This is a genomic window from Rhizobium sophoriradicis, from assembly GCF_003939025.1.
Taxonomy (GTDB): Bacteria; Pseudomonadota; Alphaproteobacteria; order Rhizobiales; family Rhizobiaceae; genus Rhizobium; species Rhizobium sophoriradicis.
In genome coordinates, this window is sequence record NZ_RQIH01000004.1 from 168,873 (window position 1) to 190,151 (window position 21,279).

Sequence of the window (21,279 nt, forward strand, 5' to 3'; positions counted from 1 at the left end):
ATGCGAGCATCATGTGTGTCTTCAATCGCGGCAATTGAAGGGGCGATCTGCAAACGCAGTGTTCAAAAAATCGAACTAATCGATGCAAAATATCGTGAAGCTCTGGCTCGTCGAAATGATCCGCGGTAATCCGGAGGGATATTTCCTCTGGATGGTCCCATGAGCAAATCCTTCGGCGCCATGACGGTCGCCCAGCTTTCCGTCCTCATTCAAGGCGGCGCAGCCGATCCGGTCGATGTGGCAGAGGCCGTCTTCGAGGCCATCGCGAATTACGTCGACAAGGCCGTCTTCACCACGCTGTTCGAAGAGCGGGCGATGAAGGAAGCGCGCGCCGCTTCCTTGCGCTTGCGCGAAGGGCGCTCGCTCGGATTGCTGGACGGTATTCCCATCGCCTGGAAAGATCTTTTCGATATCGAAGGGGTGACGACGACGGCAGGCTCTGTTGTCCTGGCAGGGGATGCGCCGGCCGTGCGGGATGCAGCCGTCGTCGATTTGCTGGGGAATGCCGGCATGATCGCCATCGGCCGCACCAATATGAGCGAGTTCGCCTTCTCCGGCCTCGGCATCAATCCGCATTACGGCACGCCGGTCAATTCGCGCAGTTCCGACCGCCCGCGCATCCCCGGCGGCTCCTCCTCCGGCGCCGGTGTGGCCGTCGCCGCTGGATTGGTCCCGGTCGCGATGGGCACGGATACCGGTGGGTCGGTGCGCATTCCCGCCGCCCTCAACGGCATCGTCGGCTACAAGGCGACACGCGGCCGCCATGCGATGGACGGTGTCTATCCGCTGGCGAAAAGCCTGGATTCGTTGGGGCCGCTCTGCCGCACCGTCAAGGATGCGGTCTGGATCGATGCGGCGATGCGCGGCCTGACGGCGCCCGCTGTCGCTGAGCGGCGCTTGCAGGGGCAGGAATTGCTCGTGCCTGAAAACATCGTCTTCGATGGGGCCGAACCGGGTGTCGTCGTCGCCTTCGAAGCGGCCCTGGAGCGCCTTCAAAGGGCAGGTGTTCGGGTTTTGCGCATCACCATCCCCGCTTTCGACGCAATCATCGATCTGCTGACGACGTACGGCCCGCTGGTGACTGCGGAAGCCTATGCCCTTCATCAGGAGCGGCTGTCAGGTCCGGAAGCGGACCGCATGGATCATCGCGTCGTCCTGCGCACCCGCTTGGGAGCGAGGACGACGGCGCCGCATTACATGTCGATTCTCGAGGCTCGTCGCCGGCTGATCGCCGATGTCGACCGCCTGGTCGGCGACCGACTGATCGCCTTTCCGACCGTCGCCCATGTGGCGCCGCCGATCGCGCCGCTGGAACAGGATGACGAGCTCTTTTTTGCCACGAACAACAAGACGTTGCGCAATACGATGTTCGGCAATTTCCTCGACTGGTGCGGCGTCTCCGTCCCCTGCGGCACGGGCGAGGCCGGCATGCCGGTCGGCCTGTTGTTGTCGGCAACAGCGCGCCGCGACGAGGCGCTGCTCGGGGCGGCTCTTGCCGCCGAGTCGATCATCCGCGGCGATTTCGCCTGATCGACAATTGAACCGACAGGCGTTTATTGCCATTGATGGCAACAGGAGATCCTGGGAGGACGGCAGATGCAGCTTTTGCAAAACGGACGCTTCGCGGTTTCGACATGGTCGCTGCATCGTTTGCTCGGTGCCGTCCATGCCTATAGCCCGGATCCCGACAAAAGCGCGGCGCCGAAGGAACCCTACGGTCCCGGCGGCGCGGCACTGATCGACGTGCCGGCGATGCTGGCGGCGCGCGACATCAACCGGCTGGAGATCTGCTCCTTCCATCTGCCGAGCCTCGATCCCGCCTATCTTAGCGAACTCAGCGACGCGATGACGGCGTCGAACGTGCTATTCCAGACACTGCTCGTCGAGGACGGCGATCCCAGCCATGCCGGGACGGCCGAGCGCGACATCGGCTGGATCGCGGAGTGGATCGGCATCGCGGCGGCCCTTGGGGCGCAGAGAATGCGTGTCATCGCCGGCAAGCAGAAGCCGACTGAGGAAAACCTTGACCGTGCGGCCCGCCAGCTCAACTGGCTGGCCGAGAAGGCGGAAGGCAGCGGCGTGCGTATCGTCGTCGAGAACTGGTTCGACCTCTTACCGTCGCCGGTCGAAATGAACTGGCTGCTCGACCGGCTGGATGGCAAGGTCGGGCTCAACGGCGACCTCGACAACTGGTCGGCACCTGCGAAATATGCCGGTCTGGCCGATATCATGCGCCGGGCGGAAATCTGCCACGCCAAGGCCGATTACAATGCCGGCGGTCTCGATGCAGACGATTACCGCATGTGCCTGGAGATGTGCGAAAGGGCCGGTTATGCCGGCCCCTTCACGTTGATCTACGATTCGACCTTCTTCGCTGACGAATGGGACGGCATCCTGCTGCAAAAGACCTTCATCGAGGATTTTCTGCGCGACGCGCCGGCGCGCCGAACGGCTTGAACCGGAGCGTTCCCGTTATTCCTGGCGCGGGAACCGCTGGCTTTCCTCCAGCACGTTCAGATCCATGTGGTTGCGCATATAGCGCTCCGATGCTTTCTGCAGCGGCTGATAATCCCATGGGTAATAGGCGCCGTTGCGCAGCGCCGCGTAGACCACCCAGCGGCGGGCCTGGCTTTCGCGCACGGCCGCGTCGAAAGCGGCAAGGTTCCAGCGCCGGCTCGCCTGCTCGACAAGCTCTGCCAGAATTTCGGCATGGGCCAGGTCGGCTGCCAGATTTTCGCGCTCTTGCGGATCTGCCTCGAGATCGAACAGCATCGGCGGGTCCTTTTCGCAGAGCGAGAGCTTGTATCGGCCGTCCCTGATGCAGACGAGCGGCGCCTCGGAGCCTTCGGCGGCATATTCCATCGGTACCGGGCCGCGGCTGCCGGTGCCCTTCGCAAGGCTTGCGAGATCCTGGCCTTCAGTCCACGGCTTCAGCGACGCGATATCGATGCCGGCCAGACCGGCAAGCGTCGGCGTCACATCGAGGGTAGAGACGGGCTGGTCGATGCGCTTCGGCGTCCAGCCGGGGGCTGCGATCATCAGCGGCACGCGGGACGATCCTTCGAAGAAGTTCATCTTGAACCAGAGGCCGCGATCGCCAAGCATGTCGCCATGGTCGGACACGAAAAGGATGATGGTGTTCTCGGCCATACGGCTGCGTTCCAGCACACCGAGAAGCTCGCCGATCTTGTCGTCGACATAGGAGATATTGGCGAAATAGCCGCGTCTTGCCCGCCTGATCTGCTCTTGGCTGATGTCGAACGCATCGTGGTCGCACGCTTTCATCAGGCGCTGAGAATGAGGATCCTGCCGCTCGAAGGGGATTGCCGCGACCGCCGGGTCGAGGGCCGGGCAGTCCTCATAGAGATCCCAGAATTTGCGGCGCGCGACATAAGGATCGTGCGGATGGGTGAAGCTGACGGTCAGGCACCAGGGACGCTCGTCATGGCCGCGCGAGAGATCATAGAGCTTGCGCGTGGCGTGATATGCGACCTCGTCGTCATATTCCATCTGATTGGTGATTTCGGCCACACCGGCGCCGGTCACCGAACCGAGGTTGTGATACCACCAGTCGATGCGCTCGCCGGGCTTGTTGTAATCGGGCGTCCAGCCGAAATCGGCTGGATAGATATCCGTCGTCAGGCGTTCTTCGAAACCGTGAAGCTGGTCGGGGCCGACGAAGTGCATCTTGCCCGAAAGCGCCGTCTGGTATCCGGCCGCGCGCAGATGGTGGGCATAGGTCGGGATATCGGAGGCAAATTCCGCCGCATTGTCATAGACGCGCGTCCGGCTCGGCAATTGCCCGGACATGAAGGAGGCTCGCGCCGGCGCGCAGAGCGGGCTTGCCGTATAGGTGTTGGCGAAACGCACGGAGCGGCCGGCCAGTGATTTCAGGTGCGGCGCGTGAAGAAAATCGGCGGGACCATCGGGAAAGAAGGTTCCATTCAGCTGATCCACCATCAGGATGAGGATGTTCGGGCGCCCCATGTCATTTCCCTTTGCTATTTGAAGATTTTATTGAAGCGCCTATTGTGAGAGCTGTAAAGACAGCTTTTTTCGATGGCCGCTCAAAGGTATTTCTATGTCAGATCACCCACCTGAGCTCGGATGGATGCGCCTCTTCGTCGAAGTTGCACGGCTCGGGAGTTTTTCGGCGGCTGCAACGCTTCTCGGGCTGACCCAGCCTGCTGTGAGCTACCAGATCCGCCGGCTGGAGCAGCAGTTCGGCGTCAACCTGCTTCGCCGCCAGCATCGCGGCGTCGAACTGACCGCGGAAGGCGAGCGCCTTCTCGCGGTCGCTGCCAAGGCGGTCGGCGACATCGATGCGCTCGCCCGCAGTTTCCGTGTCGAAGCCGAGAGGCCGGTCGTCAGGCTCAGGACCGACTATGCTTTCTCGGCGCTTTGGCTGATTCCCCGCATGGATGGCTTTCGACGTCTGCATCCGGAAACGGACATACAGATCGTCGCGACGCAGAGGCTTGCGGCCGGATTTCGCGACGAAGCCGATGTCGCGGTCGTTTTCGGTACGCGGACGGAGTTCGAAGCCGTCGGCACCCTTCTGTTGCCGGAGAGGGTCGTGCCCGTCTGCACGCGGGGATTCCTCGATCGCAACGGACCCTTCGACGATCCAGGGCAATTGGCCGGGGCGAGGCTGATCCATCTCGACGCACCGCTGCCATCGCCCTGGTTCGACTGGCGCACGTATTTTGCCGAATTCTCCATCCTGCGCGGCGCCCATGCCGGCCGCGGTGATATCAGCTTCAATACTTATTCATTGGTCGTTCAGTCCGCGCTGAGCGAGCAGGGCGTGGCGCTCGGCTGGATGGGGCTCGTCGACACACTGCTTTCGGCAGGCATGCTGCTGGAAGCCGGCCCGTCGCTGGAGGCTCGAGACCGCGGTTACTGGCTGGTGCCTCCGCGATCTCCAAACGTCCACAGCGAAAGGCTCAGCACATGGCTGTCGGATGAGGTGAAGAAGAATGATTAGCGACGGTTGCATTTCTCCTCGGAAGAAGCCTTGTCATCGGCGATGGCGATCGACATTGTGGGCCGAATCCCTAGCGGAGGTGACTAAAGCATGCGAACCATCGGATATGTCGTCGGCCTGCTTATGGTCGTATTCGGGCTGATCTGGATCGGGCAGGGAAGCGGCTATTTTCCCTATCCGGCATCGAGTTTCATGATTGCCCAAAAGATCTGGATGCTCTGGGGCGCCATTCTGGCGGCGGCAGGCATCGTCGTGATGGTCAGCATCTCGCGGCTTCGCCGCAGAGGATGAATTGGCCGCTTGGCGGCAACCGGCCGCTGACGGCCTGTCGAATGAGGAGAATGGCATGAGCGCAGCTGAAATCGACGGTTTTGCCGACCGCATCAGGAAGCACCAGGCCGGTATGATCTCGGCCTGGGTCGGTATCCCCGACGCCATGCTCGTCAACCATCTGGCGCAGGAAGCTTTCGACGCCGTCGTCTTGGATATGCAGCACGGCATGTGGGACATGCAGTCGGCGGCAAATGCCGTTGCTCAGGCGCGTCTTGCCGGCAAGCCGGCCATCGCGCGCATTCCGGTCGGCGATTTTGCCTCCGCATCGCGGCTGCTTGATGCCGGGGCCTCCGGTGTCATTGCGCCGATGATCAATTCGGCCGAGGATGCACGAGCCCTGGTCAGGACGACGAAATATCCGCCGCTCGGCGAGCGCAGCTGGGGACCGTCCCTGGCGCTGAATCATAGCGGTCTGGCGGCGGACGCCTATCTGAAGACTGCCAACGAGCTCACCGTCGCTATCGCCATGATCGAGACCCGCGCGGCGCTCGACGCGATCGACGGCATTCTTGGTGTAACCGGCATCGACGGTATTTTTGTCGGCCCGGCCGACCTTTCGATCGCTCTGTCGAACGGCGATCAGGTGGCGCCGAATGCGGCCGAGATCGACAGCGCCATGCAGCACGCGGTTGCGCGCTGCCGCGCCCATGGCAAATTCGCCTGCGCCTATGCCGGCGATGGCGAGCGGGCCGGCGAACTGCTGAAGTTCGGCTTTGATCTGGTCACCGCCGGCGCCGAGACCATACAGCTGCGCGCCGGTGCCCGCCGCGCCATCAATGCCGCCCGCAGGATCGCTTCGGGCAGCTGATCTTCGTCAGCGGGCCGGCTTGATCGCCAGCCAGATGACGTGGCGGGCGCCGCCGCGTTTGCCGTTGGCGCGGGTGTTGACCGCTTCGACGGAAAAGCCGCTGTCCTTGAGGCGGCGGGTGAAATCCGTATCGGGGCCGGACGACCAGACGGCGAGCACGCCGCCGGAGCGAAGCGCGTCGCGGGCGGCGCGCAGCCCGGCGAAATCGTAGAGCCGGTCGTTAAATTTGCGGGTCAACCCGTCCGGGCCGTTGTCGACATCGAGCAGGATCGCGTCATAAGCGTTCTTGCCGGCGCGGATTGCCTCGCCGACATCCCCCTGATGGATGCCGACGCGGGGATCGTCGAGGCAGCCCTTGAACACCTCGGCCATCGGCCCGCGCGCCCAGGCGACGACGGCTGGCACCAGTTCGGCGACGGTGACACCGGCATCTTCGGGAAGGACGGCAAGAGCGGCGCGCAGGGTGAAACCCATGCCGAGCCCGCCGATCAGCACCTTCGGCTTCGGATGCGTCTTGATCCGCTCCCAGGAAAGCGTGGCAAGAGCTTCTTCCGAGCCGCTGAGACGGCTGTTCATCAGCTCGTTGGCGCCGAGCATGATCGAGAACTCGCCGCCGCGCTGCTTCAGGCGCAACTCGCCGCCTTCGCCGGGAATGGTCGCGGAATCGAGTTGGATCCAGGGCAGCATGACAGTTTCGCCTTCAAATGAAGAAAGGCTCCCCTAGCACAGGCAGATGAGCGAAACCAGCAAACCGGCGTCAGACCATCCGCATAAAATGACACGGCTCCACCTCGGCGACAGCGTCCTGCGGTGCGGCCGAACGGCGGCGGATATCCTCGACCTCGTCGGGCCTCAGGCGCGCCTTCGGATCGTCGAAACGGACGTCGGGATCGGGCACGGCCGAGAGCAGCAGCCTGGTATAGGGATGCAGCGGATTGTCGATCACTCGGGCGGTGCTGCCCCATTCGACGATCTGGCCGGCATACATCACGGCGATGTCCTCGGCGACATAACGGGCGGTGGCGATATCATGGGTGATGTAGAGCAGACCGAGATTCATCTCCCGCTTCATCTCGTTCAACAGGTTGAGCACGCCGAGGCGCACGGAGACATCGAGCATCGAGGTCGGTTCGTCCGCCACGATCACTTCCGGTTTGACGGCAAGGGCGCGGGCGATGTTGACGCGTTGGCGCTGGCCCCCGGAGAGTTCATGCGGATATTTCGGCGCGACGAGATCGGGATCGAGCCTGACGCGCTCCAGCAGTTCGCGGATCGTCGCGTCGATTTCAATCCCCTTGATATCGGGGCGATGCAGTTTCAGCGGCCGACGGAGATGGTGCGCGATGGTATGGGCGGGGTTCAGCGAAGCGAAGGGATCCTGGAAGATCATCTGCACGGAGCGGCGGTAGCGGGCGATTTCAGCGGAATTCGCCGTCTCGACCGGCCGGCCCTTGTAGAGGATGCGGCCCGATCTCGGCAGATATTCGCGCATCGCCATGCGGGCGCAGGTGGTCTTGCCGCTGCCGGATTCGCCGACGAGCGCCAGCGCCCGGCCAGCGCGCAGCGAAAACGAGATGGAGCGGGCAGCATAAACGACAGATGCACCGTGGCCGAAGGTCTTTGTCACCGTGTCGAGCGCAAGGATGGCTTCGCTCATAGCAACACGCCTCCATGCAGCGAGGGGAAGGAAGCCCACAGCTTCTTCGTGTATGCGTGCCGCGGCGTTCGGTAGATCGCTTCGGCTGTGTTTTGCTCCACCAATCTGCCGGACAGCATGATGCCGATGCGGTCGCAGAACTGCACCATCAGCCCGAGATCGTGGGTGATGAAGAGGACGGAGAAGCCGAAGCTGCGGCGCAGCTCGTTGATGCGCTGCAGGATTTCACGCTGGACGACGACGTCGAGCGCCGTCGTCGGCTCGTCCATGATGACGAGCTTCGGGTCGAGCGCCATGCAGATGGCGATGACGATGCGCTGGCGCATGCCGCCGGAAAACTGATGCGGATAATCGCGCATGCGATCCGGCGCGATGTCCACGAGAGTCAGCATCTCGGCGGTGCGCTCGCGGGCTTGCGCACGGCTCATGCCTTTATGGGTCCGCAACACGTCATAAAATTGCGCCTCGATGCGCAGCACCGGGTTCAGCGAATTCATGGCGCTCTGGAATACCATGGCGACTTCGCGCCAGCGGAAGGCGGCAAGCGCCTGCCGGTCGAGGCTGAGCACGTCGCGGCCGTCGAGCAGGATGCGGCTCTCCTTGCGGATCAGCGCCGGCGGCCTGTGCAGGCGGCTGATGGCGAAGGCGATGGTGCTCTTGCCGCAGCCGGATTCGCCGGCAAGGCCGAAGACCTCGCCGGGCGCCACATCGAAGCTGACATCGTCGACGGCGCGAAAATCCTTCTCCTCGCCGATATAGTCGATCGAGAGCTTTCTCACCGAGAGCAGCGGCTGCGTCACAGGCGGCCCTCCCCGGAACGGACGAGCAGCGACCAGCGCTTCAGATGATTGCCGGTACGCAGCCTTGGATTGGCGATCTCGTCGACGGCGAAGTTCAGGAGTGACATTCCGATGCCGAGGAAGGCGAGCGCGAAGCAGGGGGTGAGAATATCCCACCAGGCGCCGACCGAAAGCGCCGAGGCCTTCTGAGCATTGTAGAGCATCGTGCCCCAGGAGATCGCGCGGGGATCGCCGAGGCCGAGAAATTCCAGCGTCGCCTCGGTGATGATAGCGAAGATGACGCTGCCGATGAAATTGATGCCGACGATCGATATCACATTGGGGAAGATCTCGAATGTCATGATGCGCCATTGCGGCTCGCCCATCATCTCGGCCGATTTGACGAAATCCTTGTGTTTGACGGAAAGCGTCTCGGCGCGTGTGACGCGGGCGCCCCAGGCCCAGGAGGTGGCGCCGAGGATGAGCGCAATGACCAGCGGGCTCGCTTGGCCGATGAATGCGGCGAGCACCAGCAGCAGCGGCAGGTTGGGAACGACCAGCACCATATTTGTGAAGAAGCTGATGATCTCGTCGGTCTTGCCGCCGCGATAGCCCGCGATGATGCCGAGCGCGGTGCCGACGAGGGTGATCAGCAGACCGGCGCCGAAGCCGACGGCGAGCGAGGTGCGGGCGCCGTAGAGCAGGCGGGCGAAGACATCCTGGCCGATGCGGGTCGTGCCGAGCAGATGATCGAGCGTTGGCGGCTGGTGCGGCCGCCCGGTGCGGGCGGCGGGATCGTATTGGGACAGCAGCGGCGCTGCAATCGCAACGATGACGATGAAAGCGATGATGACGAGGCCGGTGAGCGCCTTGCGGTTGCGAAGCAGGGTCTTCATCTCACGCTCCCTTCAGCCGCGGGTCGAGCATGACATAGCTGACGTCGACGATGAAATTGGCGATCAGCATGGTCGCGGTCATGATCAGCAGCTGGCCCTGGATGACCGGGTAATCGCGGGCGAGGATCGCTTGGTAGAGAATATTGCCGAGGCCAGGATAATTGTAGACGACCTCTGTCACCAGTGAGCCGCCCAGAATGGTGCCGATGGCGATGGCAAGGCTGGAGACCGTCGGCAGCAGCGCGTTGCGCGCCGCATACCAGAGCATGACATGCCGGTCGGACAGGCCCTTGGCGCGGGCCATGACGATATAGTCTTCGCCGAGCAGGTTGATCATGTTGTTGCGCATGGTGACGGTGAAGCCGCCGATCAGCACGGTGCAGAGCGTCACCATCGGCAGGATGCCGTGATAGGCGACGCTGCCGATATATTGCAGGCTGAGGGCGGGATCGAGCGAGGGATCGGCGGCATATCCGTTCGGGAACCAGCCGAGCGTGAAGCCGAAGATGAAGAGCACGATCAAGGAGGTAACGACGGCCGGCACCGAGGTCGCAAAAATCGCGCCGACGGAGACGATAACGTCGAACCTGCTGCCGCGGCGCCAGGCGGCGACGATGCCGAGCAAGGTGCCGAGCGCGAAGCTGATGATCGTTGCCGTTCCCATCAGGCCGACCGTCCAGACGAGGGCATGGCCGAGCACCGAGGTGACCGGTAGCGGGAAATATTTGATCGAGCGGCCGAGATCGCCGGTGAAGATGCTGCCGAGATAGGTGAGATATTGCTGCCAGAGCGGCCCGTCGACGAAGCCGAAGGTGAGCTTCAGCGCCTGCAGGCTTTCCGGCGGCAGTTCAGTGCCGGCGCTCGCAAACATGATCTGCACGGGATCGCCCGGCATCAGCCGGGGCAGGAAGAAATTGATCGTCGCTGCCGCGATGAAGGCCGCCATATAGAAGACGAGACGGCGAAGCAGGAAAGCCATGGAAACTCCGTCGTGGCGGGAGCGGCGTTGAAAGCACCGCTCCCGGGATCAATGCCTTACTTGACCGGCTCGAGAGCGAGCAGGTTCAACAGGCGTGCCGGATTGGTGCGCGAAATCGACGGATTGACGAAGGGGTTTTCCTTGGTCGACCAGCCGGTGAAGCGCTTGGTGTTGTACTGGTACCAGTTCGGATTGTTGAACACCGGAATGACAGGCATGTTTTCGGCGACGATGCGCTGCGCCTTGTTCATCGCGTCCTTCTGCTTGGCGAGGTCGGCGGTATGGGTGAATTCGACGACGAGCTTCTCGACATCGGGATTGAACCAGCGCTGGGCGGTGAAGCGGGTCTTGCCCTTGTCCGAGGCGCTGAAGGCGCGCTTGTAGGGATAATAGGGCGAGGCCGAGGCCGGCAGGCTGTTGATCGCCGCATCGAAGCTGCCGTTGATGAGGTTGCCTGTCCAGACGGCTTCCTCCGGCGTTTCGATCTTGGCGTCGATGCCGACCGCCTGCATGCCTTCGACGGCGATGTTGACGGTGTCGACCCAGTCCGTCCAGGAATTCGGAACGATGATCGAGAAGGAGATCTTCGTACCGTCGGGATTGTCGCGGAAGCCGTCGCCGTCCTTGTCCTTGTAGCCGGCTTCGTCGAGCAGCGCCTTGGCGGCGTCGGCGTCATACGTCGCGAACTTGCCGAAATCGGCCTTGACCGACGGATCCGCCCAGCTTTTGTAAAGCTCGCCCATCAGGCCGGGATCTTCGTTCAGCGTCGGATAGCCGTAGCCGGCGACGTCGATCATCGTCTTGCGGTCGAGCGCCATGCCGAGCGCACGGCGAAACTTCACATCGTTGAAGGCCTTCTTGTTGTTCTCGTTCGCGGTTTCCAGGTTGAACAGGAAGGCGACCATGCTGCTCGGCGAATACCAGTAGTGGAAATGTTCCGGATCCTTGGAGACATAGACATTATCAATATCGGGGATGAAGGAGACGCCCCAATCGAGCGTGCCGTCGGCCGTTGCCGTCAGGATCTGGTTGTTGTCGGCAAGCTGCGGGAAACGGATGCAATCGACCTTCAGGTGCTCATTGTCCCAGTAGTTGGGATTGCGGCACTGATCGTAGGTCTGACCGGTGAAACGCGGCACCTCGGTCAGCGGGCCGCTGCCGACCGGGTTTTCGTTGGCGAAGGTGACCGGGTCGGCGACATCCTTCCAGACATGTTCGGGGACGATCGGCAGCTGCGAGATCTGCTCGGCGGCGAGCGAGCTCGGATTGGCGAGCGTGAAACGCACCGTCTGGCCGTCGACGGCCTGGACGTCGGTGACGAAGGTCCAGATGCTGACGAAGTCGAGCGCCGGGAATTTCTTCAGGTAATCATAGGTGAACTTGACGTCGGCTGAGGTCAGCGGCTTGCCATCAGACCATTTCAGGTCGGGGCGCAGCTTGAATTCGATGCTCTTCAGGTCGTCAGAAAGTTTGAAGCTTTCGGCCAGGCGATAGACCGGCTTGTTGCTGTCGAAGCGGTTGAAAATAACCAGCGGCTCGTAGATGAAATCGAGCGTCGACTGGCGCGCCGATGTCTGGTTGAACGGGTTGAAGTTGCGAACCCAGGTCGTCGCCGGTTCGATATTGGCCGTCAGGATCGTCTGCGCCATGGCAGAGCCGGAAAGCAGCGACAGCGCGGCGGCGATAAGAAGATATTTTTTCATGTTTTATTCCCCTTCTTTTATACGGTGAGAGTTGGCGCGCCAGTCAGGAGACCAGCGCGCTTGCAAATATGTCTTCGACTTCGGCATGGGCGGCCCGATAGTCGATCTTGAGATTGCCGAGACGGGCCTTGCCGGCGGCGATCCGCTGCAGTGCGGCGGCGGTCAACGGGCGCGCCGCCTTGGCGGCTGCTTCGCTTTCCCTGACGTCGCCATGGCTGTGGAGCGCGATGTCGAAGCCGGCGTCGAGCACCTGTTTGACGCGTTCCGGCAGGGTGCCGGAGAGCGACTGCATGAAGATGCAGTCGGAGATCAGCACGCCCTCGTAACCCAAGTCCTTGCGGATCACGTCGTGCATGATCGGCGAGACGGACGCCGGCAATTCCCTGTCATAGGCCGAGTAGACGACATGGGCGACCATCGCCCAGGGTGTGTCATTCAGCGCGATGAAGGGCTTGAAATCGGTGGCAGCGAGCGTCTCGCGGCTGGCGTCGACGACCGGACGCTCCTTGTGGGAATCGAGCGTCGCCCGGCCATGGCCGGGAATGTGTTTCATCACAGGCATGTTGCCGGTCTCGAGCAGGCCGTCGACCACCTCGCGGCCGAGGGCGGCGATGACATCGGGATCCGGGCCGAAGGAGCGGGCGCCGATCACCGCGCTCGTCGTCTCGAAGACGAGGTCGAGCACGGGCGAGCAGCCGCTGGAAAGGCCAAGTTCCGTCATCATCGCGCCCATGGCCTGGGAGGAAAGGCGCAGGGCTCGTTTGCCGAGCTCGAAATCGCGGCGCGCCAGTTCGGCAAACTGGCCGACGCTGCGGAAGAGCGGCCAGGGGCCGGCATCGAGATGCTGGACGCGGCCGCCCTCCTGGTCGGTGAAGACGAGGGCGTCGTCGCGGCCGACGGCTTCGCGAAAGCGTTCGATCAGCCGCTTGGTCTGCTCCGGCTCGCGCTGATTGCGCCGGCCGACGAAGAGGCCGAGCGGATTGGTCTCGCGAAAGAGCGCAAATTCATCATCCGAAAGAACCGGATTGGGAAGGCCGACAAAAAGGGCGAGCGGGGTCGAGGACAAGTCTAGTGCTCCGGTATCAGATGGTCATTGCGGCATGCTTCTCAGCATGCCTTCGTAGATGCCCTTGTCGGGGGCCGGGATGGTGATGGCGCTTGCGGTCCTGGCGTAAAAATCGATGGGACCGGCATCGCCGATGAAGGCATAGGCATGGCCGAGCGCCTTCATTGTCTCAAGGCAGGCGGAAAACAGCGCGAGCCCGATGCCCTTGCCGCGCGCTTGCGGGTCAACGCCGGTCGGTCCGAAGAAGCCGCGGGCCGTCGTGTCGTAGCAGGCAAAGCCGAGCAGTTCTCGACCTTCGACGGCGATCAGGCAAGCGACGGGCTGGCGGGAGAAGGCGACCGAGACCTCGCTTGCCCAGTTCTCGCTGAACCGTTCGCGAACCCAGTTGACGACGAGATGCAGTTCCGGGGGGAGTGCCGGGCGAATGGCGGCGCCGACGTTCTCGGCTCTCTGTTTCAGCTCGGCAAGCTTTGCGGAATACAGGCTCACAAGCAGGTCTGGCACCCGACATTCCTCCTCTTATTCCGTTATTGCGGAACATATCCCCTTTTAATGTCATAGACTTGGCCATCTCACCCGTCTTGTCAACAGGCTATTTCAAATCGCGCCCCGCGGCCGTCGACCCACGGCCGCGGTTTCAATGCAAGGTGGCGCAATGCAAAAACGGCCCGGGAGGCGGCGCCGTTTTCCATCGTAGTCGCGATGTCTGCGTCTCTGTGAGGGGACCTATTCGGCGTCTTTCCAGAGTGCATGAAAATGCTGCACCGGGCCGTGGCCGGAGCCGACGGTAAGGCTTCCTGATGCTGCGACGGCGCCGGCGAGATAGTCCTTGGCAACAGCCACCGCCTCCCGCGCCGAAGCGCCCTTGGCAAGCTCGGCCGCCAGCGCGCTCGACAGCGTACAGCCGGTGCCATGGGTATTCTTTGTCGGCACCCGCTGAGCTTCGAACCAGTGCAGGCCGTCGGCGGCGGCCAGCACGTCGGGGCTGTCGTCGCTATCGAGATGGCCGCCCTTCACCAGTACCGCGGCCGGGCCGAGCGCGCGCAGCTGTTCGGCCTGCGCGGCCATCTCAGACCGGTTCCTCGCGACCGGTTGGTGCAGCAGCGCGGCGGCCTCCGGCAGGTTCGGCGTCAGCAGCGTGGCAAGCGGCAGCAGCCGCAGGGTCAGCACGTCAACCGCTTCGGGTGCGAGCAGGGCGGCACCGCCTTTGGCGATCATAACGGGATCGAGGACGACAGGAATGCTGCGCCCGTTGGCGGTTGCTGCGGTCAGAGCTCTAGAAAGTGCGGCGGCGACGGCCTCGGCGATGGCGGCATTGGCGATCATGCCGATCTTAACGGCATCAACGCGCACATCGGCAAAGACGGCATCGATCTGGTCGGCGACGAATGGCGGCGGCACCAGATGCACGCCGCTGACCCCTTGGGTGTTCTGCGCCGTCAGCGCGGTCAGCACCGCCATGCCGTAGACGCCGCGGGCGGAAAAGGCCTTGAGATCGGCCTGGATGCCGGCGCCGCCTGAGGGATCGGAGCCGGCGATGGAGAGGACGTTACGGATCATGTGTGAACCTTTCGGATTTCTGCAGCGATGCGGCGTGTAGCTGCCGCAGGATCCGGCGTGCCGCAGACGGCTGAGACGACGGCAAGCCCCTTGGCGCCGGCGGCAAAGACTTCGGCCACATGATCCGCCTTCAGCCCGCCGATGGCGACGGACGGCACCGGCGAGAGCTGCACCAGTCTGGCGAGACCATCAAAGCCGATCGGCTGCTTGTGGTCGGCCTTGGTCGGCGTCGCAAACACCGGGCCGACGCCCGTATAATCGACGAGACCCGGATCGACGGCGGCGGCGAGCGCCTCGGTTTCGACCGAGAGGCCGAGGATCATGTCGGGACCGATCATCTCCCGCGCGGCGCGCGCGTTCAGGTCCTCCTGGCCGATATGCAACCCGTCGGCGCCGATGGCGATCGCCGCCTCGACGTCGTCGTTGACGATGAGGCGGGCGCCGGTGCCATCGAGCGCCCGCTTCAAGGCGCGGCCGGTCTCGATCATCTCCGGCGTGCCGGCCCGTTTGTCGCGCAGCTGCACGATCGTCGCACCACCGGCAACGGCAAGCCGGGCAGTCTCGACCATGCCGATAGGGGCGCAGAGATCCGGATCGAGGACGAGATAGAGCGAAAGGTCGAGAGCCTTCATGCGATCGATACCCTGGCCCTCGCATCCAGCGCTTCGCCGTCGAGCGCCGCCAGCGCATCGAGGAAGCGCCAGGCAAAGGAGCCGGGACCGGCCGCGCCGAGCGCGGCATCTTCGCCGGCGACGGCAAAGATCGCAAGCGCAGCGACCGTCGCCCCGAACAGATCCTCGGGCGCTGTGGCGGCGAAGGCGCCAACGAGGCAGGTGAGCGAGCAGCCGAGCGCGGTGACCTGCGGCATCAGCACCGATCCACCCTTGATGCGCACCGCCCTGGCACCGTCGGTCACGAAATCGACGGCTCCGGTGACGGCGACGATGGCCTGCTGCCGCTCCGCGAGCCGGCGGGCCGAATCCTCCGCCTGCTCGACCGGATCGCGACTGTCGACGCCCTGGCCGCGGCTCTCCCCGCCGGCAAGCGCGATGATCTCGGAAGCATTGCCGCGGATGATCGTGGGCTTCAGCGCCAGCAGATCGGCAACCGCTTGGCGGCGAAAGGCCGTCGCATAATGCGCCACCGGATCGAGCACCCAGGGTTTGCCGGCTGAGGCCGCGGCCTTCGCCGCCGCCCGCATGCCGTCGAGCCATTGCGTCGACAGCGTGCCGATATTGACGGTCAGCGCGCTCGCGATGCCGGCGAAATCGCCGGCTTCCTCAGCCGCGTGCACCATGGCGGGCGAAGCGCCGGATGCAAGCAGAACATTGGCGGCGATGTTCATGGCGACGTAATTGGTGATGCAGTGGACGAGCGGCGGCTTTTCGCGCATCGCCTCCAGCATGGCTCCCGAGGTGGTCTTGCTCTGCATGGCGCCCCTTTCAGGCGGGGCAGGCGCGGGGCGGCGTCTACGGCGATGCCCCGAGCGACTCCCTCCGCCGGCATTATCCGGTTCAGGTTCGAAGGGTTCTTCTCAGCCCGTCTATCGACGAACGCCCCTGTCTCTCATCGCGCTCTTTTTCGCAGAGAAGGACGCGGCTGTCATCCCGAAAATGACGTTTCGCCCGCTTTCCGACAAAGCTGGTTGAACGGATCACAGCGTTCCTCAACTCAAATCATGCAGATCCGTCGTAATCGCCGGCCCAATCGAAAACTCCGAAAACCGCACCGTCAATCCGCTGCGCTCCGGCGTGCAGGCGGTCGGCCCAACCTCGTATCGGTCAGCGATCGGGAAGGGCGCTAGCCGCAGCAGCGGCCAGCGGTGGCCGTCGGGGGAGGCCTGGATGCGAAGGGCGCCGGCCGCCAGGGTAACGCGGATGTGGAAATCTTCGATTTCCTTGAAGGGTTGCGAGACCGACCAGTCGGATTGGCCGTCGGTGACGACGGTGCTGAGGAAGGCTTCGCCGTCGGTGAATTCGACGCCTGTTTTGACCCAGCGGCTTTCGTCGAGGCGGACCATCAGGCCGGCCTGGTCGTAGAGGGTGCGGAACTCGCCTTGTACGCGGATCTGGGCGGTGAAGCTATCGGGCGTGGGAAAGGCGAGGAAGTGGCCGCTGTCGCGGGTGAAGCCGTAATAGGTCTCCCGCCAGAAATCGGTCTTTTCGTCTGTTGTCAGCGTCAGGCCGGTTGCGTCGGCGTGCCAGCTTTCCGGTTCGTTCAGCCATTTTCCGTCGTTGAAATCGATGCGCATTCCATCCTCGCTTTGTTGAAGCTCTGCCGCTGCCGATTCTTCGCGCCCGCATCATGCGCAAGCTTGTCGTTGACGGCTAGCCGCCGCCGATGGTGCGGCGCTGTTTTCGCCGTTGCGACGCTCGTCTCACGACATAATCCACGGCTTCCGCTTGACACGATCATTTCATCTCTTATTCTGTTACAAAAACATGAATTACATAATTGTGGAACTTAACCGGGAGCCTTCATATGAAACCGCTTGTCGCATTCCTGCTCGGCACTGCGCTCGTCGCCTTGCCTTCGACCCTGCTTGCTGAGGAGAAGGGCGGCGTCATCAATGTCGCGACGATCGGCGAGCCGCCGACGCTCGATCCGATGTCGTCGACGGCGGATCTCGTCGGCATCGTCACCCAGCATATTTTCGAGACGCTCTACACCTTCGACAAGAGCTGGAACGTCACGCCGCTTCTCGCCGAAAGCCTGCCCGAGATCAGCGCCGACGGCAAAACCTATACGATCAAGCTCAGGACCGGCATCAAGTTCCACGACAATAGCGACATGACCTCGGAGGATGTCGTTGCTTCGCTCGGCCGCTGGATGAAGATCGCCTCGCGCGGCAAGCAGGTGGCCGGCTTCATCGACAAGATCGCTGCTGCCGATCCCGCGACCGTGACGATCACGCTGAAGCAGCCCTATGCGCCGCTGACCTCGCTGCTCGCCTTCAACAATTCCGCGGCGATCATCATCCCCTCGGAAAAGCAGGACGAACCGATGAAGGAGTTCATCGGCACCGGTCCCTATATGCTGAAGGAGCGCAAGGCCGACCAGTATATCCAGCTCGTCCGCTTCGACGGCTATAAGTCGCGCGAAGGCGACAGCAATGGGTATGGCGGCGCCCGCCATCAATATCTCGACGAAATCCGCTTCGTGCCGGTGCCGGATCCGAACACCCGGGTCGAGGCCGCCGTTTCCGGCCAGTATGATTATGTCGATTCGATCCCGGTCGAGTCCTACGACAAGCTGAAGGCTTCGACTGCCTCGCAGCCGGTCATGCTGAAGCCCTTCGGTTATCCTGTTTTCGTCTTCAACACGAAGGAAGGTGTTGCCGGGAATGTCGAGGTTCGCAAGGCGATCCGCCGGGCGCTCAGCATGGAAGACATGCTGGCCGCCGCTTTCGGCAGCACAGATTTCTATGCGCTCGACGGCGCCATCTACCCGAAAACCTTCTCCTGGTCGACCGATGCCGGCGCCGAAGGCGCCTATAATGTCGCCGATCCGGAAGGGGCGGCGGCTGCCGCCAAGAAGGCCGGCTACAATGGCGAGCCGATCCGCATCCTGACCAGCCGCCAGTACGAATTCCACTACAAGATGGCGCAGGTCGCCGCCGAATATCTGAAGCTTGCCGGCTTCACCGTCGATATGCAGGTGGTGGACTGGGCGACGCTGACGCAGCGCCGTACCGATCCGAAGCTCTGGGATATCTATATCACCCACAGCCCCTTCCTGCCGGAGCCGGCGCTGATCGGCTCGCTCTCGACCAGCTCTCCCGGCTGGTGGGACACGCCGGCCCGCAAGGCCGCCGTCGATGCCTTCACTTCGGAAGTCGATCCGAAGAAGCGCGTGGCGCTCTGGGCCGATGTTCAGAAGGCTGTTTATACAGACGCGCCCTTCATGAAGATCGGCGATTTCAACGCCGTCTCGGCGAAATCGGTCAAGCTCGAAGGTGTCGATCCGGCCCCGTGGCCGTATTTCTGGAATGCTTCGATCAAGAAGTAAGCATCGCCGCCGGTGCCGGCCCTCCGGGGTTCGGCGCCGGTTTTTTCTGCCGTATTTGCAAGGGCTCGAAGGCCAGCATTGATGATCCGTTACATCCTCCAGCGCCTGGTCGGCATGATCGTCGTGATGTTCCTCGTCGTCACGATCGTCTTCGTCATCGTGCGCGTGACACCGGGAGATCCGGCCGCCGTCATGCTCGGGCCGGACGCGACGCCGCAGGATATTGCTGATCTCAGAAGCAGGCTCGGCCTCGATCAGTCGCTCGGCCTGCAATATGTCTATTATATCGGCCAACTGCTGAAGGGCGATCTCGGCCAGTCGATCTTTCTCAACATGCCTGTGACGTCGGCGCTGCTCGACCGCGCCGAGCCGACCTTCTTCCTGACGCTATTTTCGCTGGCTATCGCCAGCATCATTGCGCTGCCGATCGGCATCTATGCCGCCTATCGGCGCGGCTCTTTCGTCGACCAGGCGGCAACGACGCTCGCCATGTTTGCCGCCAGCATTCCAAGCTTCTGGCTCGGCCTCATCCTGATGCAGTTCTTCGCCGTCCGGTTCAATCTCTTCCCGGTTTCGGGTTATGGCGGGCCGGGCTCGACCTTCGCGGACCGGATGTATCATCTGACGCTGCCGGCCTTTGCGCTCGGCATCGTCTCCTCGGCGCTGATCCTGCGTTTCACCCGTGCCTCGATGCTCGACGTGCTCGGTGACGATTATATCCGCACGGCCCGGGCCAAGGGGCTGGTCGAGCGCAAGGTCATCCTCAAGCACGCGCTGAAGAATGCGCTGATCCCGATCCTGACGGTGCTCGGCCTAACGGCGGCGGTGCTGATTTCGGGCGCCGTCGTCACCGAAACGGTCTTCGGCCTGCCGGGCGTCGGCAATCTCGTCGTCTCGGCGGTGCTGCGCCGCGACTATCCCGTCATCCAGGGGGCGCTGCTCGTCATCGCCGCGCTCTATGTGCTGATCAATTTTGCGATCGACATGCTCTACCTGCTGGTCGATCCGAGGGTGCGCTACTGATGGCCGATATCGCAATCAAGCCCGCCGAGAGCGAAGGCAGCAAATTCGTCCGCCGCCTGCTCAAGCGCAAGACGGTGGCCTTCGGCCTGCTGATCCTGACGATCTTCGTGCTGCTGGCGGTCTTCGCGCCCGTTGTCGCGCCCTATTCGCCGTCCAAGCTTTCGATCGTCAACCGGCTGAAGCCGCCAAGCGGCACCTTCTTCTTTGGCACCGACGAGTTCGGCCGCGACGTCTTCTCGCGCACGATCTTTGCCGGCCGCCTGTCGCTGCTCGTCGGTGCGGCCGTCGTCAGCCTGTCGGCGGCGATCGGCGTCACCCTCGGCCTGCTGGCCGGCTTCTTCCAGAAGCTCGATACGCCGATCGCCCGTCTGATCGACGCGATGATGGCCTTTCCGGATATTCTGCTGGCCATCGCCCTCGTCGCTGCCCTCGGGCCCTCCTTGACAACAGTCATCATCGCGCTGTCGATCGTCTATTCCCCGCGCCTTGCCCGCATCGTCCGCGCCTCGACACTGGTCATTCGCGAATTGCCCTATGTCGAGGCGGCGAAGGCGCTCGGCATTTCGACGTTCCACATCATGACGCGGCATGTGCTGCGTAACCTGCTCTCGCCGATCCTGGTGCAGGCCACCTTCCTTTTCGCCAGCGCCATGCTCGCCGAAGCCGGCCTCTCCTTCCTCGGCCTCGGCGTCAGCCCGGAAATCCCGACCTGGGGAACAATGATCGCCGCCGGCCGGCAATATATCGGCCAGGCCGACTGGATGACGCTGTTTCCCGGTGTCGCCATCATCCTTTCGGTGCTGTCGCTGCAGATGGTCGGCGACGGCCTCAGGGACATGCTCGATCCGAGACTTCGTAAGGACCTTTAATCCGCCGACCTAAATCGGCCAATCCGAAACCAAATTCGCCAATCCAAAATTCGCATGACAGGAGTTTGCGTGAATCAATTTCCCAACGCCGCCGGCAAGGTCGAGAACTCGCCTTACCAACGGTTAGCCGCCCTCGGCATCAAGCTGCCGCCGCCGCCGCCGCCGATCGCCAATTTCGTGACGCATGTGGTGGAGGGCAATATGCTCTACCTCTCCGGCCAGGGGCCGCGCGAGGCCGACGGCTTCCTGCATGCGGGCAAGGTCGGCGGCGGCGTCGGTGTCGAGGAGGCCTACCGGCATGCGCGGTTGACGGGCATCAACCTGCTTGCCGTCATGCAGGAGGCGCTCGGCGATCTCTCCCGCGTCAAGCGGGTGGTCAAGCTGCTCGGCATGGTCAATGCCGTGCCTGAGTTCGAGGATCATCCGAGCGTCATCAACGGCTGCTCGGATCTGCTGATCGCGGTATTTGGCGCGGCCGGCGAACATGCCCGCTCGGCCGTCGGCTTCGGCTCGCTGCCCGGCAACATCACCGTCGAGATCGAGGCGATCGTCGCCTTGAATGGCTGACGAGAGCTTGCATATTTGGAGCAGCTGCCACCCACGGCCCGTTC

22 protein-coding genes and 1 riboswitch are annotated in these 21,279 nt (G+C 63.1%); of the genes, 9 read left to right on the forward strand and 13 right to left on the reverse strand.

Annotated features, from left to right (window positions below):
• Positions 1-159 precede the first annotated feature (159 nt).
• Positions 160-1,530: an amidase gene (locus EFR00_RS07755; protein ID WP_077989657.1), complete on the forward strand. Its 1,371-nt coding sequence runs from the start codon at positions 160-162 to the stop codon at positions 1,528-1,530.
• Between the two features lie 66 nt (positions 1,531-1,596).
• Positions 1,597-2,457, forward strand: coding sequence for a sugar phosphate isomerase/epimerase family protein (locus tag EFR00_RS07760; protein WP_077989656.1), 861 nt, complete (start codon positions 1,597-1,599; stop codon positions 2,455-2,457).
• Positions 2,458-2,472: 15 nt separating this feature from the next.
• On the opposite strand, the gene betC is transcribed toward EFR00_RS07760, so the two are convergent.
• Complete coding sequence (gene betC / locus EFR00_RS07765; RefSeq protein WP_077989655.1) at positions 2,473-3,987, reverse strand: choline-sulfatase; 1,515 nt, start codon at positions 3,985-3,987, stop codon at positions 2,473-2,475.
• Positions 3,988-4,081: 94 nt separating this feature from the next.
• Here betC and EFR00_RS07770 point away from each other — a divergent pair, with 94 nt between their 5' ends.
• The 3 genes from EFR00_RS07770 to EFR00_RS07780 all read left to right on the forward strand — a co-directional run bounded on the left by EFR00_RS07770 (position 4,082) and on the right by EFR00_RS07780 (position 6,128).
• A complete protein-coding gene (locus tag EFR00_RS07770) occupies positions 4,082-4,987 on the forward strand; it encodes a choline sulfate utilization transcriptional regulator (protein WP_077989654.1) in 906 nt (301 codons plus the stop codon).
• 90 nt (positions 4,988-5,077) lie between these two features.
• Positions 5,078-5,278 carry a hypothetical protein gene (locus EFR00_RS07775; protein WP_010032807.1) on the forward strand — a complete coding sequence of 67 codons (201 nt, stop codon included), beginning with the start codon at positions 5,078-5,080 and terminating at the stop codon, positions 5,276-5,278.
• 55 nt (positions 5,279-5,333) lie between these two features.
• A complete protein-coding gene (locus EFR00_RS07780) occupies positions 5,334-6,128 on the forward strand; it encodes an HpcH/HpaI aldolase family protein (protein WP_077989653.1) in 795 nt (264 codons plus the stop codon).
• 6 nt (positions 6,129-6,134) lie between these two features.
• On the opposite strand, the gene EFR00_RS07785 is transcribed toward EFR00_RS07780, so the two are convergent.
• From EFR00_RS07785 to EFR00_RS07840, 12 genes are all read right to left on the reverse strand, one after another.
• Positions 6,135-6,815 (reverse strand): spermidine synthase, encoded by a 681-nt coding sequence (locus EFR00_RS07785; RefSeq protein WP_077989652.1) that lies wholly within the window; start codon positions 6,813-6,815, stop codon positions 6,135-6,137.
• A gap of 70 nt (positions 6,816-6,885) precedes the next feature.
• Entirely contained in the window at positions 6,886-7,785 is a 900-nt protein-coding gene (locus EFR00_RS07790; RefSeq protein ID WP_077989651.1) for an ABC transporter ATP-binding protein, read from the reverse strand.
• Positions 7,782-8,585, reverse strand: a complete 804-nt coding sequence (locus EFR00_RS07795; RefSeq protein ID WP_077989650.1) for an ABC transporter ATP-binding protein — start codon at positions 8,583-8,585, stop codon at positions 7,782-7,784. The genes EFR00_RS07790 and EFR00_RS07795 overlap by 4 nt, the downstream gene beginning before the upstream one ends.
• The gene (locus EFR00_RS07800; RefSeq protein WP_077989649.1) at positions 8,582-9,460 is read right to left on the reverse strand and encodes an ABC transporter permease; all 879 of its coding nucleotides are present in this window, start codon (positions 9,458-9,460) and stop codon (positions 8,582-8,584) included. Before EFR00_RS07800 ends, EFR00_RS07795 begins: the two co-directional genes overlap by 4 nt.
• A 1-nt stretch (position 9,461) precedes the next feature.
• On the reverse strand, positions 9,462-10,439 hold the full coding sequence (locus EFR00_RS07805) for an ABC transporter permease (protein WP_077989648.1): 978 nt from the start codon (positions 10,437-10,439) through the stop codon (positions 9,462-9,464).
• A gap of 56 nt (positions 10,440-10,495) precedes the next feature.
• Positions 10,496-12,142 (reverse strand): ABC transporter substrate-binding protein, encoded by a 1,647-nt coding sequence (locus tag EFR00_RS07810; protein WP_077989647.1) that lies wholly within the window; start codon positions 12,140-12,142, stop codon positions 10,496-10,498.
• Positions 12,143-12,185: 43 nt separating this feature from the next.
• A complete protein-coding gene (locus EFR00_RS07815; RefSeq protein WP_077989646.1) occupies positions 12,186-13,208 on the reverse strand; it encodes a glycoside hydrolase family 3 N-terminal domain-containing protein in 1,023 nt (340 codons plus the stop codon).
• 24 nt (positions 13,209-13,232) lie between these two features.
• Positions 13,233-13,712: a GNAT family N-acetyltransferase gene (locus EFR00_RS07820; protein WP_077989645.1), complete on the reverse strand. Its 480-nt coding sequence runs from the start codon at positions 13,710-13,712 to the stop codon at positions 13,233-13,235.
• A gap of 222 nt (positions 13,713-13,934) precedes the next feature.
• Positions 13,935-14,768, reverse strand: a complete 834-nt coding sequence (gene thiD, locus EFR00_RS07825; protein ID WP_077989644.1) for a bifunctional hydroxymethylpyrimidine kinase/phosphomethylpyrimidine kinase — start codon at positions 14,766-14,768, stop codon at positions 13,935-13,937.
• Entirely contained in the window at positions 14,765-15,400 is a 636-nt protein-coding gene (gene thiE / locus EFR00_RS07830) for a thiamine phosphate synthase (protein ID WP_077989643.1), read from the reverse strand. Before thiE ends, thiD begins: the two co-directional genes overlap by 4 nt.
• Positions 15,397-16,200, reverse strand: a complete 804-nt coding sequence (gene thiM, locus EFR00_RS07835; protein ID WP_077989642.1) for a hydroxyethylthiazole kinase — start codon at positions 16,198-16,200, stop codon at positions 15,397-15,399. Before thiM ends, thiE begins: the two co-directional genes overlap by 4 nt.
• 42 nt (positions 16,201-16,242) lie before the next feature.
• A riboswitch (TPP riboswitch) is annotated at positions 16,243-16,339 on the reverse strand.
• Positions 16,340-16,434: 95 nt separating this feature from the next.
• Positions 16,435-17,019, reverse strand: a complete 585-nt coding sequence (locus tag EFR00_RS07840; protein ID WP_077989641.1) for a DUF1349 domain-containing protein — start codon at positions 17,017-17,019, stop codon at positions 16,435-16,437.
• Positions 17,020-17,249: 230 nt separating this feature from the next.
• Between EFR00_RS07840 and EFR00_RS07845 the strand changes: the two genes are divergently transcribed.
• From EFR00_RS07845 to EFR00_RS07860, 4 genes are all read left to right on the forward strand, one after another.
• Positions 17,250-18,776 (forward strand): ABC transporter substrate-binding protein, encoded by a 1,527-nt coding sequence (locus tag EFR00_RS07845; protein ID WP_077989640.1) that lies wholly within the window; start codon positions 17,250-17,252, stop codon positions 18,774-18,776.
• 81 nt (positions 18,777-18,857) lie between these two features.
• Entirely contained in the window at positions 18,858-19,799 is a 942-nt protein-coding gene (locus EFR00_RS07850; protein ID WP_077989639.1) for an ABC transporter permease, read from the forward strand.
• Positions 19,799-20,668 carry an ABC transporter permease gene (locus EFR00_RS07855; RefSeq protein WP_077989638.1) on the forward strand — a complete coding sequence of 290 codons (870 nt, stop codon included), beginning with the start codon at positions 19,799-19,801 and terminating at the stop codon, positions 20,666-20,668. The genes EFR00_RS07850 and EFR00_RS07855 overlap by 1 nt, the downstream gene beginning before the upstream one ends.
• A 54-nt stretch (positions 20,669-20,722) precedes the next feature.
• Positions 20,723-21,235, forward strand: coding sequence for a RidA family protein (locus EFR00_RS07860; protein WP_037144659.1), 513 nt, complete (start codon positions 20,723-20,725; stop codon positions 21,233-21,235).
• The last annotated feature ends 44 nt before the right edge of the window (positions 21,236-21,279 follow it).

Excerpts from the sequence above, each read along its gene's own strand:
- thiE (WP_077989643.1), bottom strand. The coding sequence starts at position 15,400 with ATGAAGGCTCTCGACCTTTCGCTCTATCTCGTCCTCGATCCGGATCTC.
- EFR00_RS07770 (WP_077989654.1), top strand. The coding sequence starts at position 4,082 with ATGTCAGATCACCCACCTGAGCTCGGATGGATGCGCCTCTTCGTCGAA.
- EFR00_RS07790 (WP_077989651.1), bottom strand. The coding sequence starts at position 7,785 with ATGAGCGAAGCCATCCTTGCGCTCGACACGGTGACAAAGACCTTCGGC.
- EFR00_RS07760 (WP_077989656.1), top strand. The coding sequence starts at position 1,597 with ATGCAGCTTTTGCAAAACGGACGCTTCGCGGTTTCGACATGGTCGCTG.
- thiM (WP_077989642.1), bottom strand. The coding sequence starts at position 16,200 with ATGCAGAGCAAGACCACCTCGGGAGCCATGCTGGAGGCGATGCGCGAA.
- EFR00_RS07855 (WP_077989638.1), top strand. The coding sequence starts at position 19,799 with ATGGCCGATATCGCAATCAAGCCCGCCGAGAGCGAAGGCAGCAAATTC.
- EFR00_RS07840 (WP_077989641.1), bottom strand. The coding sequence starts at position 17,019 with ATGCGCATCGATTTCAACGACGGAAAATGGCTGAACGAACCGGAAAGC.
- EFR00_RS07785 (WP_077989652.1), bottom strand. The coding sequence starts at position 6,815 with ATGCTGCCCTGGATCCAACTCGATTCCGCGACCATTCCCGGCGAAGGC.
- EFR00_RS07860 (WP_037144659.1), top strand. The coding sequence starts at position 20,723 with ATGACAGGAGTTTGCGTGAATCAATTTCCCAACGCCGCCGGCAAGGTC.
- EFR00_RS07800 (WP_077989649.1), bottom strand. The coding sequence starts at position 9,460 with ATGAAGACCCTGCTTCGCAACCGCAAGGCGCTCACCGGCCTCGTCATC.
- EFR00_RS07775 (WP_010032807.1), top strand. The coding sequence starts at position 5,078 with ATGCGAACCATCGGATATGTCGTCGGCCTGCTTATGGTCGTATTCGGG.
- EFR00_RS07755 (WP_077989657.1), top strand. The coding sequence starts at position 160 with ATGAGCAAATCCTTCGGCGCCATGACGGTCGCCCAGCTTTCCGTCCTC.
- EFR00_RS07805 (WP_077989648.1), bottom strand. The coding sequence starts at position 10,439 with ATGGCTTTCCTGCTTCGCCGTCTCGTCTTCTATATGGCGGCCTTCATC.
- EFR00_RS07810 (WP_077989647.1), bottom strand. The coding sequence starts at position 12,142 with ATGAAAAAATATCTTCTTATCGCCGCCGCGCTGTCGCTGCTTTCCGGC.
- EFR00_RS07845 (WP_077989640.1), top strand. The coding sequence starts at position 17,250 with ATGAAACCGCTTGTCGCATTCCTGCTCGGCACTGCGCTCGTCGCCTTG.
- betC (WP_077989655.1), bottom strand. The coding sequence starts at position 3,987 with ATGGGGCGCCCGAACATCCTCATCCTGATGGTGGATCAGCTGAATGGA.
- thiD (WP_077989644.1), bottom strand. The coding sequence starts at position 14,768 with ATGATCCGTAACGTCCTCTCCATCGCCGGCTCCGATCCCTCAGGCGGC.
- EFR00_RS07780 (WP_077989653.1), top strand. The coding sequence starts at position 5,334 with ATGAGCGCAGCTGAAATCGACGGTTTTGCCGACCGCATCAGGAAGCAC.
- EFR00_RS07850 (WP_077989639.1), top strand. The coding sequence starts at position 18,858 with ATGATCCGTTACATCCTCCAGCGCCTGGTCGGCATGATCGTCGTGATG.